This window comes from Lysobacter solisilvae (assembly GCF_016613535.2).
GTDB lineage: Bacteria > Pseudomonadota > Gammaproteobacteria > Xanthomonadales > Xanthomonadaceae > Agrilutibacter > Agrilutibacter solisilvae.
Window position 1 is genome coordinate 2,010,922 of record NZ_CP071518.1, and the last position, 14,211, is coordinate 2,025,132.

11 protein-coding genes and 3 pseudogenes are annotated in these 14,211 nt (G+C 69.5%); 11 read left to right on the plus strand and 3 right to left on the minus strand.

Annotation, left to right across the window (positions count from 1 at the left end; all coding sequences use genetic code 11):
• The first annotated feature begins 3 nt into the window (after window positions 1-3).
• The 3 genes and pseudogenes from purF (at window position 4) to I8J32_RS08900 (ending at window position 2,956) form a co-directional block, all read left to right on the plus strand.
• Window positions 4-1,477 (plus strand): annotated as a pseudogene (gene purF, locus I8J32_RS08890) (amidophosphoribosyltransferase).
• Between the two features lie 111 nt (window positions 1,478-1,588).
• Complete coding sequence (locus I8J32_RS08895; RefSeq protein ID WP_200611000.1) at window positions 1,589-2,413, plus strand: ferritin-like domain-containing protein; 825 nt, start codon at window positions 1,589-1,591, stop codon at window positions 2,411-2,413.
• 219 nt (window positions 2,414-2,632) lie between these two features.
• Window positions 2,633-2,956 (plus strand): COG3650 family protein, encoded by a 324-nt coding sequence (locus I8J32_RS08900; RefSeq protein WP_200611002.1) that lies wholly within the window; start codon window positions 2,633-2,635, stop codon window positions 2,954-2,956.
• 4 nt (window positions 2,957-2,960) lie between these two features.
• On the opposite strand, the gene lpxH is transcribed toward I8J32_RS08900, so the two are convergent.
• Window positions 2,961-3,719: a UDP-2,3-diacylglucosamine diphosphatase gene (lpxH, locus tag I8J32_RS08905; protein WP_200611004.1), complete on the minus strand. Its 759-nt coding sequence runs from the start codon at window positions 3,717-3,719 to the stop codon at window positions 2,961-2,963.
• 111 nt (window positions 3,720-3,830) lie between these two features.
• Here lpxH and gltX point away from each other — a divergent pair, with 111 nt between their 5' ends.
• The 7 genes and pseudogenes from gltX (at window position 3,831) to I8J32_RS08940 (ending at window position 10,010) form a co-directional block, all read left to right on the plus strand.
• A complete protein-coding gene (gltX, locus tag I8J32_RS08910; protein ID WP_200611005.1) occupies window positions 3,831-5,237 on the plus strand; it encodes a glutamate--tRNA ligase in 1,407 nt (468 codons plus the stop codon).
• Between the two features lie 26 nt (window positions 5,238-5,263).
• Window positions 5,264-5,753, plus strand: a pseudogene (locus tag I8J32_RS08915) (transcriptional repressor).
• A gap of 322 nt (window positions 5,754-6,075) precedes the next feature.
• Window positions 6,076-7,455 (plus strand): hypothetical protein, encoded by a 1,380-nt coding sequence (locus I8J32_RS08920; protein ID WP_200611007.1) that lies wholly within the window; start codon window positions 6,076-6,078, stop codon window positions 7,453-7,455.
• Between the two features lie 11 nt (window positions 7,456-7,466).
• Window positions 7,467-8,366: a metal ABC transporter substrate-binding protein gene (locus I8J32_RS08925; RefSeq protein WP_200611016.1), complete on the plus strand. Its 900-nt coding sequence runs from the start codon at window positions 7,467-7,469 to the stop codon at window positions 8,364-8,366.
• A complete protein-coding gene (locus I8J32_RS08930) occupies window positions 8,363-9,175 on the plus strand; it encodes a metal ABC transporter permease (RefSeq protein WP_200611019.1) in 813 nt (270 codons plus the stop codon). The genes I8J32_RS08925 and I8J32_RS08930 overlap by 4 nt, the downstream gene beginning before the upstream one ends.
• Window positions 9,176-9,217: 42 nt before the next feature.
• Window positions 9,218-9,654, plus strand: a pseudogene (locus I8J32_RS08935) (MerC domain-containing protein).
• A gap of 167 nt (window positions 9,655-9,821) precedes the next feature.
• Entirely contained in the window at window positions 9,822-10,010 is a 189-nt protein-coding gene (locus tag I8J32_RS08940; RefSeq protein ID WP_200611024.1) for a 30S ribosomal protein THX, read from the plus strand.
• Between the two features lie 155 nt (window positions 10,011-10,165).
• Here I8J32_RS08940 and I8J32_RS08945 read toward each other — a convergent pair whose 3' ends face one another.
• Both I8J32_RS08945 and hutI read right to left on the minus strand, forming a co-directional pair.
• Window positions 10,166-11,359, minus strand: coding sequence for a dipeptidase (locus I8J32_RS08945; protein ID WP_200611027.1), 1,194 nt, complete (start codon window positions 11,357-11,359; stop codon window positions 10,166-10,168).
• 72 nt (window positions 11,360-11,431) lie between these two features.
• Window positions 11,432-12,658, minus strand: a complete 1,227-nt coding sequence (gene hutI, locus I8J32_RS08950) for an imidazolonepropionase (protein WP_200611031.1) — start codon at window positions 12,656-12,658, stop codon at window positions 11,432-11,434.
• A gap of 103 nt (window positions 12,659-12,761) precedes the next feature.
• Between hutI and I8J32_RS08955 the strand changes: the two genes are divergently transcribed.
• Entirely contained in the window at window positions 12,762-14,159 is a 1,398-nt protein-coding gene (locus I8J32_RS08955; RefSeq protein ID WP_245156278.1) for a formimidoylglutamate deiminase, read from the plus strand.
• Window positions 14,160-14,211 lie beyond the last annotated feature (52 nt).

The following is a 14,211-nucleotide window of genomic DNA, read 5'->3' on the forward strand; positions in this document are numbered from 1 at the left end:
GCCATGTGCGGCATTCTCGGTATCGTCGGCAACACGGATGTCGCCGCGCAACTCTACGACGGACTCACCGTGCTCCAGCACCGCGGCCCAGGACGCCGCCGGCATCGCCACCGCCGACGGCGGCAAGATGCGCGTGCACAAGGGCAATGGCCTGGTCAGCGACGTCTTCAACGAAGACGCGATGCTGCTGCTGCAAGGGCGCTTCGGCATCGGGCACTGCCGCTATCCGACCGCAGGTTCCGAGGGCTCCGACGAGGCGCAGCCGTTCTACGTCAATTCGCCCTATGGCATCGCGCTGGCGCACAACGGCAACCTGATCAACACCGACAAGCTGCGCCGCGAGGTCTTCGAGCAGGACCTGCGCAACGTCAACACCGAGTCCGACTCGGAAGTGCTGCTCAACGTCTTCGCGCATGAGCTGGGCCTGCAGAAGGCCCTCACGCCGCAGGCGGCGTTCAAGGCGGTGGAAGGCGTGAGCCGGCGTTGCGTCGGTGGCTACGCGGTGGTGATCGCGGTGCTGGGCCTGGGCCTGGTGGCGTTCCGCGATCCCAACGGCATCCGCCCCCTGGTGCTGGGCAAGCGCGTCGGCCGCGAGGGCGCCCAGGAATACGCGGTCGCCTCCGAGTCGGTGGCGCTGGACCTGCTGGGGTTCGAGCGCATGCGCGACGTGGCGCCCGGCGAATGCGTGGTGGTCACCGCGCGCGGCGAGCTGTTCACGCAGCAATGCGCGGCGCCGGCGCAGCACACGCCGTGCATCTTCGAATACGTTTACTTCGCCCGTCCCGACTCGATGATGGACAACATCTCGGTGCACAAGGCGCGCATGCGCATGGGCCAGAAGCTGGGCGAGAAGATCCTGCGCCTGATGCCCGAGCACGACATCGACACGGTGATCCCGATTCCCGACACCTCGCGCGATGCCGCGCTGGAAATCGCCAACGTGATCGGGGTGAAGTATCGCGAGGGCTTCATCAAGAACCGCTACGTCGGCCGCACCTTCATCATGCCGGGCCAGGGCCAGCGCGCGAAGTCGGTGCGCCGCAAGCTCAATCCGATCCCGCTGGAATTCAAGAACCGCGTCGTGCTGCTGGTCGACGACTCGATCGTGCGCGGCACCACCTCGCAGCAGATCGTGCAGATGGCGCGCGACGCCGGCGCCCGCAAGGTCTACCTGGCTTCGGCCGCGCCGCCGGTGCGCTTCCCCAATGTCTATGGCATCGACATGCCCTCGGCCGAGGAACTGGTCGCGCACGACCGCAGCGAAGAGGAAGTGCAGAAGCTGCTGGGCTGCGACTGGTTGATCTACCAGGACCTGTCGGACCTGGAGGAAGCCGTGTCCGGTCCCAAGAACCGGATGGAGCACTTCGACTCGTCCTGCTTCAGCGGCAACTACGTGACCGGCATCGAGGAAGGCTATTTCGACCGCATCAAGCAGTTGCGATCGGACGAGGCGAAGAAGACGCGTCGGGCCTCGTGAGGCGTCTTCGGGAACCAGGTGCGGCGGGCGCCGGCGCGAGTCGTCGTCGCCTGTCAGCTGCGCTCCGCGTCACCTGCGCGTGATCCCAGGCCGTCCGTCGCCGTCGCTCGCATGTCCAGCCTCTTCAATGCCGCTCGTTACTGCATCGACGCCTGCGCGCCGCAGGAGAAGCTGGACCACAGCTTTGCCGCCGCGCGGGCCTTCGCCGCCGGCGCGCTGACGGTCGACGACGACGCGCCGCCACCTCTACCCATCGGCATGCCCGGCCGGCCGGCACGGCCCGTGCTCGTGCATCCGCGCGAGCTGCCGCGACGGGGTTTCGGCACGCGCGAGGGTCTTGCGGCCTTCATCCACGCGGTCGCGCACATCGAGTTCAACGCCATCGACCTGGCCTGGGACGCGGTGTACCGCTTTCGCGGCATGCCGCCCGCGTTCTACCGCGACTGGGTGGCTGTCGCCGACGACGAGGCCCGGCACTTTTCCATGCTGCAGGCGCGCCTGCGCGAACTGGGTTGCGGCTACGGGGATTTCGACGCGCACAACGGCCTGTGGGAAATGGCCGAGAAGACCGCGCACGACGGGCTGGCGCGCATGGCGCTGGTGCCGCGCGTGCTGGAGGCGCGCGGGCTGGACGTGACGCCGGGGATGATCACGAAGCTGCGCGCGCTGGGCGAGCACGCGACGGCCGATATCCTGGAGGTCATCCTGCGCGAGGAAGTGGCGCACGTCGCGGCCGGTTCGCGCTGGTACCGATGGTATTGCGAGCGCGCCGGCGTCGAGCCGCGGGGACGTTTCCGCGAGCTGCTGGTCCAGTATGCGAGCGGGGTGCTGCACGGGCCGTTCAACCTGCAGGCCCGGCTGGAGGCTGGTTTCGACGCCGAAGAACTGGACAGCCTGCAGGCACAGTCGGCCGCCGACCGCATCACCGCGCGCTGACGGCGTCGGCGATAGCGTGCGCGGGCCCTGATGGAGACCGCCATGCCTCGCACGACCCGAGCCCTTGTCTTCCTGCTGGCCGGCCTGTTGTTGTCGGCCTGCGCGCGGTCACCGACGCCACCGCCGGCGATACCCTCGACGCCGCAACCGGCCGCAAAGGCAACCACGCCGTCCGTACCCCCGGATCCGTCTCCCGCCTCCACTCCAGGAACGCCGCCCATGGCCAAGCGCGCCGCCGATGACCCCCGTTCGCTGCAGGCCTGGCGCGGATTTGGCAATGAGCCGTTCTGGCAGGCCCGAGTGGATGGGGATACGCTGGTATTCAGTACGCCGGAGGACCCCGACGGCCGTCGCATGACCGGGCGGCGCGTGCCCTCGCTGGTTGGTTACGTGTTCGTGGGCCAGGACGGCGAGAAGGCCTTCCATCTCGGACTCACGCCCGGCAAGTGCAACGACGGCATGTCCGACAACACGTACGAATACGAAGCGACGTTCCTGTACGGCGACGTCAGCTACAAGGGCTGCGGCGAAGTCGCGAAGTAGGGGCTCAGGCGGGCAGGGGCAGCGCGTCCAGCGCCAGGTCGCCGGGAGAAACCCGCAGCACCGAGCCCTGGTCGTACCAGTCGCCCAGCACCACGCGGCGATGGTCGGTGGTCCCCAGGCGCAGGTCGTGCACCGCCGGACGATGCGTGTGGCCGTGGATCAGGGTGTCGATGCCGAAACGGGCGAGCATCGCCTCGACGGTGTCCGGCGTGACGTCGGTGATGGTTTCCATGGTTCCCGTGCTGGCCAGGCCGCTCTGGTGCGCCTTGCTTGCCGCGCGCGCCTGTTCGGCGAAGGCGATGCGGGCCGACAGCGGCTGGGCGAGGAACTGCTGCTGCCAGGCCGGATTGCGGACCTGGGCGCGGAACTGCTGGTAGCGCACGTCGGCAGTGCACAGCAGGTCGCCGTGCATGAGCAGTGTCGGCCGGTCGTAGAGCAGGACGACGGCGGGGTCGGGCAGGATCGTCATGCCGGCGCGGCGCGCGTAGTCCTCGCCCACCAGGAAATCGCGGTTGCCGCGCATGAAATACACCGGCACGCCGGCGGCGCGCAGCGCGGACAGCTCGTCGGCGACGACGGCCGCGGTCTGGGAAGGATCGTCGTCGCCCACCCAGGCCTCGAACAGGTCGCCCAGGATGTACAGGGCATCGGCGCCGCGGGCCCCGCCTTCATCGATGGACCTGCGCAGGAACTGGAGGAACAACTGCGTGACCTGCGGGCGCTCGGCGTCCAGGTGCAGGTCGGAGATGAAGAGGGTCGTCATGCCGCGATTGTAGGACGCGGGCCTGGTGGCCGGATGTGCCGGAGCGCGCATTGGGATGGGGTTGGCGCAAACGGGTAAAATGCCGTTTCCTGCCGTCCAAGCCATCCCACGATGACCTGCCGTACCCGCTTCGCTCCCAGCCCCACCGGTTACCTCCACATCGGCGGCGCGCGCACCGCGCTGTACTGCTGGCTGGAGGCCCGCCGCCGCGGCGGGGCGTTCGTCCTGCGCATCGAGGACACCGACCAGGAGCGCAACGTGCAGGCCGCGGTCGACGCGATCCTCGAGGCGATGGACTGGCTGGGCCTGGACTACGACGAAGGCCCGATCTACCAGACCCAGCGCCTGGACCGTTACCGCGAAGTCGCCGAGCAGATGGTCGCCGCCGGCACCGCGTATTACGCCTACGAGACGAAGGAAGAGCTGGAGGCCGTGCGCGAGGCCGCGCTCGCCGCCAAGCTCAAGCCGCGCTACAACGGCGCCTTCCGCGAGGCCAACGCCGGTCATCGCGACGATCCCAATCGCGTGATCCGCTTCAAGAACCCGCTCGACGGGACCGTGGTGTGGGAGGACAAGGTCAAGGGCCGCATCGAATTCGCCAACAGCGAACTCGACGACCTGGTGATCTTCCGTTCCGACGGCTTCCCCACCTACAACTTCGCGGTCGTCGTCGACGACATCGACATGGCGATCACCGACGTGGTGCGTGGCGACGACCACGTCAACAACACGCCGCGCCAGATCAACATCTACCGCGCGCTGGGCGCGCCGGTGCCGCACTTCGCGCACCTGCCGATGATCCTCAACGAGGAAGGCGAAAAGCTGTCCAAGCGTTCGGGCGCGGCCGACGTCATGCAGTACCGCGAGACGGGCTACCTGCCGCATGCGCTGCTGAACTACCTGGCGCGGCTGGGCTGGTCGCATGGCGACCAGGAGATCTTCTCGGTAGAGGAGATGACCCGGCTGTTCGACCTCAAGGACGTCAATTCCAAGGCCTCGCGCCTGGACGCCGCCAAGCTGGGCTGGCTGAACCAGCAGTACCTGAAGAGCGACGATCCGGCGAAGGTCGGCGAGCACCTGGCGTGGCATCTTCGCGAACTGGGTTACGACCTCGCCCGCGGACCCGCGCCGGCCGACATCGTCATCGCCTTGCGCGACCGCGTGCAGACCCTGCGCGACATGGCCGAGCGTTCGGCGGTGTGGTTCCACCCGCTCAGCCAGTACGACGACGCGGCGGTGGCCAAACACCTCACCGAGGCCGCCCGCGCCCCGCTCGCCGATGCCGCGCAGCGCCTGGCGGCCTTGTCCAGCTGGACGGCTGAATCGGTGGGAGCCGCGCTGCACGACACGGCCGCGGCGGTCGGCGTCGGCATGGGCAAGGTGGCCCAGCCGCTGCGCGTGGCCATCACCGGCACCCAGGTCAGCCCCGACATCTCGCACACCGTGTACCTGGCCGGGCAGGACGAGGCGGTGGCCCGGATCCGCGCCGCCCTTGCAATGCTGCCGGTCCAGGCCTAGATCAGGAGAGTCCGCCCGGAGACTCCATGGCCCATTCGCACGCCTGCACCGATCCAGCCCACCACGTCCACGACAGCGATGGCTTCGTGCGTGAGGTGGAGCGTGCCTGCGAGGAGCGCGGCCTGCGGCTGACGCCGATCCCGGGCCAACGCCCTGCGCCTGATCGCGGCGGCCGGGCGTCCGGTGAAGGCCTACGAGCTGCTCGACCAGATGAAGGCCACCCACGGCGCGGCCGCGCCGCCGACGGTGTATCGCGCGCTCGACTTCCTGCTCGAGCACGCCTTCATCCACAAGCTGTCGTCGATCAATGCCTTCGTGGGCTGCCACCATCCGGGCAGTGCCGCCCACGCGGTGCCGTTCCTGATCTGCGACGGTTGCCAGTCGGCGACCGAGCTGGAGGACCCGCGTATCGTCGACACACTCGATGCGAGCGCGCGCAGCCTGGGTTTCGTGCCGCAGGCGCAGACCCTGGAAGTACACGGCCTGTGCGCGGCGTGCGCCAAAGCGCAGGCGTGAGGCAGGCATGACCCAGGGTTTCGGGCCGGCGCGGTGGCTGCGCGCAGGGCCGGGCGCGACTCGCCGATCGGCAGTTTGAAGGCGGCGGCGAGCAGCGCCAGCACGCTCGATCACCAGGCCGCCCACCCACCCATCGAAGAAGCCGCCGATCTGGTGCGAGAGCGTGGTCAGGCCGACAGCGTGTCCGATGGCGGGGCCCGAACGCCGGACCGGCCACGTTTCTGCGCGCTGAACCGCCACGATCGGTGACTTCCGCGCTATTGACCGGCCCGTCCCCGCGAATGTTATGTTATTACATCATCTGAACGCGGCCGGAAATTCCATGCGGAAGTCGCTCCTCGCCCTCGCCGTTCTGGCGGTCCTGCCACTGGCTTCGGCCCAGGCCGCCGACCCGGCCACCGACCGCCGCATCGAGCTGCTCGAAGCACAGGTACAGGCGCTGCAGGCGGAACTGCGGGCGCTGCAGGCCGCATCCAAAGGCACCCCGCCGGCCGAGTCCGTCGCATCGCAGAGTGCGCAGGTCGACTCCACCGCGGCCACTGCGGAAGAAATCGACGATCTGGCCGCGACGCCCGAGGCCGCCGACGCCACCGCCGCGGTCGCAGCCGCCGATGGCAGCCAGGGCGCAAGCAGTGCCAACGCCTTCAATCCGGCGATCACCCTGATCCTCAACGGCAGCTACAGCCACCACTCGCTGGACCCGGACGCCTACGTGCGCGCCGGCTTCCCGCTGGTGGGCGAGGGTGGTCCGGCGCCCGACGGATTCTCGCTGGGCGAGAGCGAACTGGCGCTGTCGGCCAACATCGACGACAAGTTCTACGGCCAGCTGACCCTGGCGGTGGAAAGCGAAGACGGCCAGGACGAAGTGGCCATCGAAGAGGCCTACATCGACACCACGGCGCTGCCGGCGGGTTTCAGCCTGCGCCTGGGCCGCTTCTTTTCCAACATCGGCTACCTCAACGGCCACCACGCCCATACCGATTCCTTCTTCGACCGTCCGCTGGCCTACCAGGCCTTCCTCGGCGGCCAGTACGGCGACGACGGCGCGCAGCTGCGCTGGGTCGCGCCGACCGACCTGCTTTTCGAGCTGGGCGGGGAAATCATGCGCGGCGAGCCTTATCCCGGCGGCGGCGCCCAGCGCGGCGGGTTGGGAACGCGCACGCTGTTCGCCCACCTGGGCGGCGATGCGGGCCACGAGAGCGCCTGGCTGGCGGGGGTGTCGATGCTCGACACGCGGGCCGAAGGCGGCGAAGACGGCTTCAACGGCGATGCACGGGTGTTCCTGGCGGACGCCACCTGGAAGTGGGCGCCGCAGGGCAACTTCAAGGACGGCGGCGTGACCGTGCGCGGCGAGTACTTCATCGACGACCGCGACGGCGTGTACATCGATCCCGAAGACCCCGCCGTCGCGCTGGACTGGGATGGCCGTCGTCGCGGCGCATACGTGGAAACGGTCTACCGCATCAACCGCCTGTGGGACGTCGGCTACCGCTACGACCGCCTGTGGGCTGACAACGGCGGCCCCTATGCCAGCACCTTCGATCCGGATCGCCACAGCGCCGAACTGACCTGGCGCAACAGCGAATTCAGCCTCTTCCGCCTGCAGGTCAGCCATGACCGCCCCAATGCCGACGACAGCGACACCGCCGTCACCGTCCAGTACCAGGCCAGCCTGGGCGCGCATGGCGCGCACAAGTTCTGAAGGAGCCTTCGATGAAGCTTTTCGCCATCCCCGTCCTGCTGGCAGCGAGCCTGTTCGCCGCGCCTGCGCAGGCCAAGCTGAAAGTATTCGCCTGCGAGTCGGAATGGGCTTCGCTGGTGCATGAACTGGCCGGTGACAAGGTCGACGTCGACGTCGCCACATCCGCGTTGCAGGACGTCCACGTGATCGAGGCCAAGCCCAGCCTCATCGCGAAAGTGCGCAACGCCGACCTGCTGGTGTGCACGGGCGCCGAACTCGAGGTGGGCTGGCTGCCGCAGCTGATCCGCCAGGCCGGCAACACACGCGTGGCCTCCGGTGCGGGTTCCTTCATGGCGGCGGCGCAGGTCAAGACGCTGGAAAAGCCGGGCACCGTCGACCGCGCCATGGGTGACGTGCATCCGCAGGGCAATCCGCATGTGCAGATGGATCCCCGGCGCGTGCTGGTGATCGCCAAGGCACTCGATGCGCGACTGGTGCAACTGGACCCCGCCAACGCCGCCGTCTACCAGCAACGCCTGGCCGACTTCACCACCCGCTGGCTGGCGGCGATGTCGCGCTGGAAGGCGCAGGCTGCGCCGCTCAAGGGCCGCAAGGTGGTCGTGCACCACATCAGCTGGGTGTACCTGTGGGATTGGCTGGGTATCGAGCAGATCGGTGCGCTGGAGCCCAAGCCCGGCGTGCCGCCGACCAGCGCGCATCTGGCCAGCCTGATCGCGACCACGAAACAGGCCGACACGCTGGCGATCGTGCGGGCCGCCTACCAGGATTCGAAGCCGGCCGACTGGCTGTCGCAGCGCACCGGCGTGCCCGCGGTGACGCTGCCGTTCTCGGTCGGTGGTGACGCGCAGTCCAAGGACCTGTTCGGCCTGTTCGACTCCACGCTGGCCAAGCTGCTGGGAGCGGCGAAATGACCCTCAACTGGGACGGGCTGGACCTCAGCATCCTGGGCCCGGCCTGCGTGGCCGGTCTGGTGGTGCTGTCGACCCACGTCCCGTTGGGCAAGCAGGTGCTGTCGCGCGGGATCATCTTCATCGACCTGGCCATCGCGCAGATCGCCGGACTGGGCGTGATCCTCGCCCAGTACATGGGCATCGACGAGCACGGCCTGGGCGTCCAGCTCGCCGCCGCCGCCGCCGCGCTGGGCGGCGCCTGCCTCCTGTCGTGGACGGACAAGCGCTGGCCCGAATACCAGGAACCGCTGATAGGCACGCTGTTCGCGCTGGCGGCCACCGGTGGTCTGCTGCTGCTGGCGGACAATCCGCAGGGCGGCGAACACCTCAAGGACCTGCTGGTCGGCCAGATCCTGTGGGTCAGCTACGGGCAGCTGATCCCGGCCGCCGTGCTGTCGGCGGCCCTGCTGGTCTTCATGTGGATTCGCGGCGGCCGGCTGTCGGGGCTGCTGTTCTATGCGCTGTTCGCGCTGGCCATCACCGCCTCGGTGCAACTGGTGGGCGTCTACCTGGTGTTCGCCAGCCTGATCGTGCCCGCGCTGGCCACCGCCGGCATGCGGGGTCGGGGCCGGCTCGCGGCCGCGTACCTCATCGGCGCGGTGGGCTACATCCTCGGGCTGGGCCTCTCGGCCGTCCTGGACCTGCCCAGCGGCGCCATGATCGTGTGGACGCTGGCCGGCTGCGCGCTGCTGGCCCAGGCAATCCCGGCGGTGCGCCGCTCCCACCCGGCGCATCCGGGGGCGGCGGCCGTGTTCGATACCCACGCCTGAGGGCATCGGCTCAACGAGGTTCCAGTGTTACAATGTAACGTCATGACCGACGAGATTCGCCCCCATCCGCCCTTGGTGGCCCACTCGCGCTCCCTGCTGGACCGGCTGGGTGCGGTGGGTTCGCTGCTGTGCGCGGCCCATTGCGCCCTCTTGCCGCTGCTGATCGCCGCCCTGCCGTCGATGGGCATCTCGGTGGGGCTGGGCGACGGATTCGAGCGGGTGTTTGTCGGGTTCGCCACGCTGCTGGGGCTGTTCAGCGTCGTCTGGGGCTACCGCCGGCACGGCGCGGTCCGCGCGCTGGGGCTGCTGGTGCCGGGACTGGCCGTGCTGTGGACCGGGATTCTCTACGAGCCGCTGCACCATGCGCTCATTCCCCATGCCCTCGCGATGACATTCGGCGGCACCCTGGTCGGCTGGCGCACCTGGCCAATCTGCGCCTCAACCACGGGCACGTGCACGACGCGTCCTGCGTGCACTGAAGGATGTCTGTGGCCGTTGGCGAGGCGCCGTGCGCCGCCGCCGACCGGTTCATGAGGCCCGGAGGGGGCGTGGTAGACTTGCCGGCCTCGCGCGCGCCGCGACCGCGTTTTTTTCGCAGACCTCGCACCCACCGGTGCGGATTTTTGACAGCTTCAGGAGCACGAACATGGGTAAGGGCGACCGCAAGACCGCCAAGGGCAAGCGCTACAACTCCAGCTACGGCAACGCCCGCAGCGCCACCGCCGTGACCAAGTCGGCCGGCACCGGCACCGCCCCGGTTGCGAAGAAGGCTGCTGCCAAGTCCGTCGCCAAGGCGCCGGTCAAGAAGGCCGTGGCCAAGAAGTCCGCCGCCTGAGGCCAACGCCCCGGGCAGCACACGAAAAAGCCCCGCATCGCGGGGCTTTTTTGTGCCTTGGATTTCGCACCTGGCAACTCGCACCTGGCAATTTCGCACCTGGCGAGCCGCCTGGCGACTGTCCCGCCAGGCCTCGCCGTGACCACCGCTGCGCCTCAGTCGTGCTTCGACGCATCCTCGACCGCGCGCCACACGCGCAGCAGGTTGCCGCCCAGGATCTTGCGCACGTCCGCATCCGAATAGCCGCGTTCCTTCAGGCCAGCCACCAGCACGGGATAGTCGGCCACCGTGCGCAGCTCGGCCACCAGCGCACCGTTGACGCCGTCGAAGTCCGAGCCCACGCCCGCGTGGTCGACGCCGGCCAGCTCGACGATGCGGTCGATGTTGTCCAGCACCGACGAGTACGACACCGACTGCTGGAATTTCGGGAATTCAGGTTCCGTCCCCGCCACCGGACGGCCTTCGGCCACTGCGGTGGCCCTGGCCTGGCGGAAGGCCTCGCGCTCACGCAGGAACGCCGAGTAGGTTTTTGCCGCGGCGTCGTCGACGAAGATCAGGCCGAAGGGCACCTGCACCACGCCGCCCTTGGCCGCGATCGCCTTGACCATCTCGTCGCTGAGGTTGCGCTGGAACCCGGGCGTGAAATGCCGCAACGCCGAATGGCTGGCGATGACGGGCACCGTGCTGAGCTCGACAGCCTGGCCGATGGCCTGCTCGGACAGGTGCGAGACGTCGACCATGATGCCCAGCCGGTTCATTTCGGCGACCACCTCGCGGCCGAACGGGCTCAGCCCGTTCCAGCGCGGCGCGGCGTCCGTCGCCGAATCGCTGATGCGGTTGTTCTTGCCGTGCGCCAGCGTGATGTAGCGAACGCCGCGAGCGTGGAAACGGGCCAGCTCGGAGAGCTGGTCGACGATGGGGGCACCGTTCTCCATCCCCAGTGCGAGCAGCACCCGGCCGCCGCGCTGCAGGCGCTCGATGTCCCGCGGCGAGCGCACCAGTGCGAACTTGTCCGGATGCCTCGCCGCCAGCGCCTCCACGGCATCGATCTGCGTGTGCGCGATCTGCCGTGCCTTGCCGGCCTCGTCCTCCTCGGCGGAGGTGTAGATCGACATGAAGGCCACGTCCAGCCCGCCCGCGCGCGCGCGGGGATAGTCGAACTCGCGCGAGGGCGTCGCCTCGCCCAGGTCATGCCACTGGTCGAGCAGTTCGGTCGGCGCGTCGATGTGCGTGTCCACCACCACCGCCTTCTTCGTCAGGGCCACGGCGTCGTCGTGCTGTGCGGCACGGGCGCAGGGAAGGGTCGCCAGCACCAGCGCGAGGGACAGGACGAGCGGAACTGGTCTCATGGCATCTCCAACAGGGGTTGATTCGGGGCTGCGTTCCAACGGTGATCGGCGTGCGTGGCGTTCGGCAACGTCTCAGGTCCCGGCGACGCGCACGCCGCCGGAAACCACGCGCTCGGCCAGGCGCCCGCCAAGCCAGTAGCACAGCTCAGCGGGATGGCGGACGTTCCACAGCACGAAGTCGGCCCGCATGCCCACGCGCAGCATGCCGCGGTCATCCAGGCCCAGCGCGCGGGCGCCGTGCACGGTGGCGCCGCGCAGCGCCTCTTCGGGTGTCAGGCGGAAATGGGTGCAGGCCAGCTGCATGGCCTGCCGCAGGGACAGCAGCGGCGAAGTGCCGGGATTGCAGTCGGTGGCCACGGCCATCGGAACGCCGTGCTCGCGGAAAGCGTCCAGCGGCGGCAGTTTCGTCTCGCGCAACACGTGGAACGCACCGGGCAGCAGCACCGCCACGGTGCCGTGCTCGGCCATGAGGCGCACGCCTTGTGTGGAGGTGTGCTCGACGTGGTCGGCCGACAGTCCGCCGAACTCGGCCACCAGCGCCGCCCCGTTGAGGTCACTGAGCTGGTCGGCGTGCAGCTTGACCGGCAGCCCCAGCCCCCGCGCCGCCTCGAACACGTGGCGTGTCTGCGACGGGGTGAAACCGATGCTCTCGCAGAACGCGTCCACGGCATCGACCAGTCCCTCGCGATGAAGCTCGGCGATCCAGCCGCAGGCGGCCTCGATGTAGTCGTCGGCCCGCCCCTTGAATTCGGGCGGCACCGCGTGGGCGGCCAGGCAGGTGGTGCGAACCGTGACGCCGAGCGCCTCGCCGATCCGGCGGGCGACGCGCAGCATCGCGCGCTCGCTTTCCAGGTCCAGGCCGTAGCCGGACTTGATCTCCAGCGTGGTGGCGCCGTCTTCGACCAGCGCCCGCGCCCGTGGCGCCGACTGCGCCAGCAGCGCTTCTTCGCCGGCCTCGCGCGTGGCGTGGACGGTGGACACGATACCGCCGCCGGCGCGGGCGATCTCCTCGTAGCTGGCGCCCTGCAGCCGCATCTCGAATTCGCGCGCGCGGTCGCCGGCGAACACGAGGTGGGTATGGCAGTCGACCAGCCCCGGCGTGATCCAGCCGGTGGCCTGGTGCACTTCGCGGGCGAGCGCCGCGGGCTCGCCCGGCAGGTCCGCGCGTGGGCCGACATAGGTCAGCACGCCGTCGCGCCAGGCGAGCGCGCCGTCGTGGATCTCGCCGTAGCCCGAGGCCGGTTCCAGCGTGGCCAGGTGCGCGCCCAGCAGCAGGCCGTCATAGATGGGAGTGGTCATCGCCCCGATTCTAGCCACGGGCGCCCATGCCCGCGTGCTCGGAACCCCGAGCCTGGTCCGGCCCGACAGGCGGACCCCGGGCCCGATGGGGGACAATGCCGGGATGAAGACCGCATTCGCAGACAACGCGTGGCTCAGCGACGGCTGGCACCGCGACGTTCACCTGGCGCTGGACGCACAGGGTCGCTTCACCCGCGTGCAGGCCGGTGCCGCCGATATGCAGGCCCCGCGCCTGGGCCGTTGGGTGCTCCCCGGCGTACCCAACCTCCACTCGCACGCGTTCCAGCGCGCGATGGCCGGCCTGGCCGAACGGCAGACCCATCCGCAGGACAGCTTCTGGACCTGGCGCGAGGTGATGTACGGGTTCGCGGCGAAGTTCGGACCGCAGGCGCTGCGCGACGTCGCCGCGATGCTGTACGCCGAAATGCTCGAAAGCGGCTACACCAGCGTCTGCGAGTTCCACTACCTGCACCACGCCCCCGATGGCCGCCCGTACGACGACCCCGCCGAGATGTCGATGGCGCTGATCGAGGCGGCCCGCGACACCGGCATCGGCCTGACGCTGCTGCCGACGCTGTACATGACCGGCGGCTTCGACGGCCGTCCGCTCGGCGAGCGCCAGCGCCGCTTCGGCCATGATGTCGATGGCTACCTGCGCCTGGTTGACCGGCTGCGTGCGCACCAGGCCACCGTCCTCGAGGAGGGCCGGTTGCAGGTCGGCCTGTGTTTCCACAGCCTGCGCGCCGTGCCCGAGGCTGCGATGCAGGAAGTGCTGACCGCGACGCGGGCCACGACGATGCCGGTGCACATCCATATCGCCGAGCAGATCGGCGAGGTGCAGGACTGCCTGGCGGTCCGCGATGCGCGTCCGGTGGAGTGGCTGCTGGACCGCATGCCGGTGGATTTCCGCTGGACCCTGGTGCACGCGACCCACCTGACCGACGAGGAGACGCGTGGCATCGCCGCGCGCGGCGCGACCGTGGCCATCTGCACCACCACCGAGGCCAACCTCGGCGACGGCCTGTTCCCGCTGCGCACCTTCCTCGAGGCCGGCGGGCAGTGGGGCGTGGGCTCGGATTCCCACATTTCGGTGTCGCCGGTGGAAGAGCTGCGCTGGCTCGAGTACGGCCAGCGGCTGGTCTCGCGCCGCAGGAACATCGCCGTGCTGCCGCACCTGACCAGCACGGGCGAGTGCCTGTACGCGCATGCCCTCGCCGGCGGCGCGCGCGGCACGATGCAGCCGGTCGGCTGGTTCGAGGCGGGCGATGCGACCGCGCCCGGCACGCGCGCCGATTTCCTGGTGCTCGACGACGAGGCACCCGAGCTCACCGGTGCGCTGGCGGACAACACCCTGGACCGCTGGATATTCAGCGGCAACCGCAACCTGGTGCGCGATGTGTATGTCGGCGGACGCCAGGTGGTGAGCGCGGGCCGCCATCGCGACCGTGATGCCATCGCCGCGCGGTACCGCCGCACGCTGCAGGGCCTGCTGGCGGATTGAGAGGTTCCGCGCGGACCCAGCGGGAGCCCCGCGACCGGATGAGGTCGCGGCA

Coding starts and splice junctions, on each gene's coding strand:
- I8J32_RS08955 (WP_245156278.1), top strand. CDS start 12,762: ATGAAGACCGCATTCGCAGACAACGCGTGGCTCAGCGACGGCTGGCAC.
- I8J32_RS08940 (WP_200611024.1), top strand. CDS start 9,822: ATGGGTAAGGGCGACCGCAAGACCGCCAAGGGCAAGCGCTACAACTCC.
- gltX (WP_200611005.1), top strand. CDS start 3,831: ATGACCTGCCGTACCCGCTTCGCTCCCAGCCCCACCGGTTACCTCCAC.
- I8J32_RS08900 (WP_200611002.1), top strand. CDS start 2,633: ATGGCCAAGCGCGCCGCCGATGACCCCCGTTCGCTGCAGGCCTGGCGC.
- I8J32_RS08895 (WP_200611000.1), top strand. CDS start 1,589: ATGTCCAGCCTCTTCAATGCCGCTCGTTACTGCATCGACGCCTGCGCG.
- I8J32_RS08930 (WP_200611019.1), top strand. CDS start 8,363: ATGACCCTCAACTGGGACGGGCTGGACCTCAGCATCCTGGGCCCGGCC.
- I8J32_RS08920 (WP_200611007.1), top strand. CDS start 6,076: ATGCGGAAGTCGCTCCTCGCCCTCGCCGTTCTGGCGGTCCTGCCACTG.
- hutI (WP_200611031.1), bottom strand. CDS start 12,658: ATGACCACTCCCATCTATGACGGCCTGCTGCTGGGCGCGCACCTGGCC.
- I8J32_RS08945 (WP_200611027.1), bottom strand. CDS start 11,359: ATGAGACCAGTTCCGCTCGTCCTGTCCCTCGCGCTGGTGCTGGCGACC.
- lpxH (WP_200611004.1), bottom strand. CDS start 3,719: ATGACGACCCTCTTCATCTCCGACCTGCACCTGGACGCCGAGCGCCCG.
- I8J32_RS08925 (WP_200611016.1), top strand. CDS start 7,467: ATGAAGCTTTTCGCCATCCCCGTCCTGCTGGCAGCGAGCCTGTTCGCC.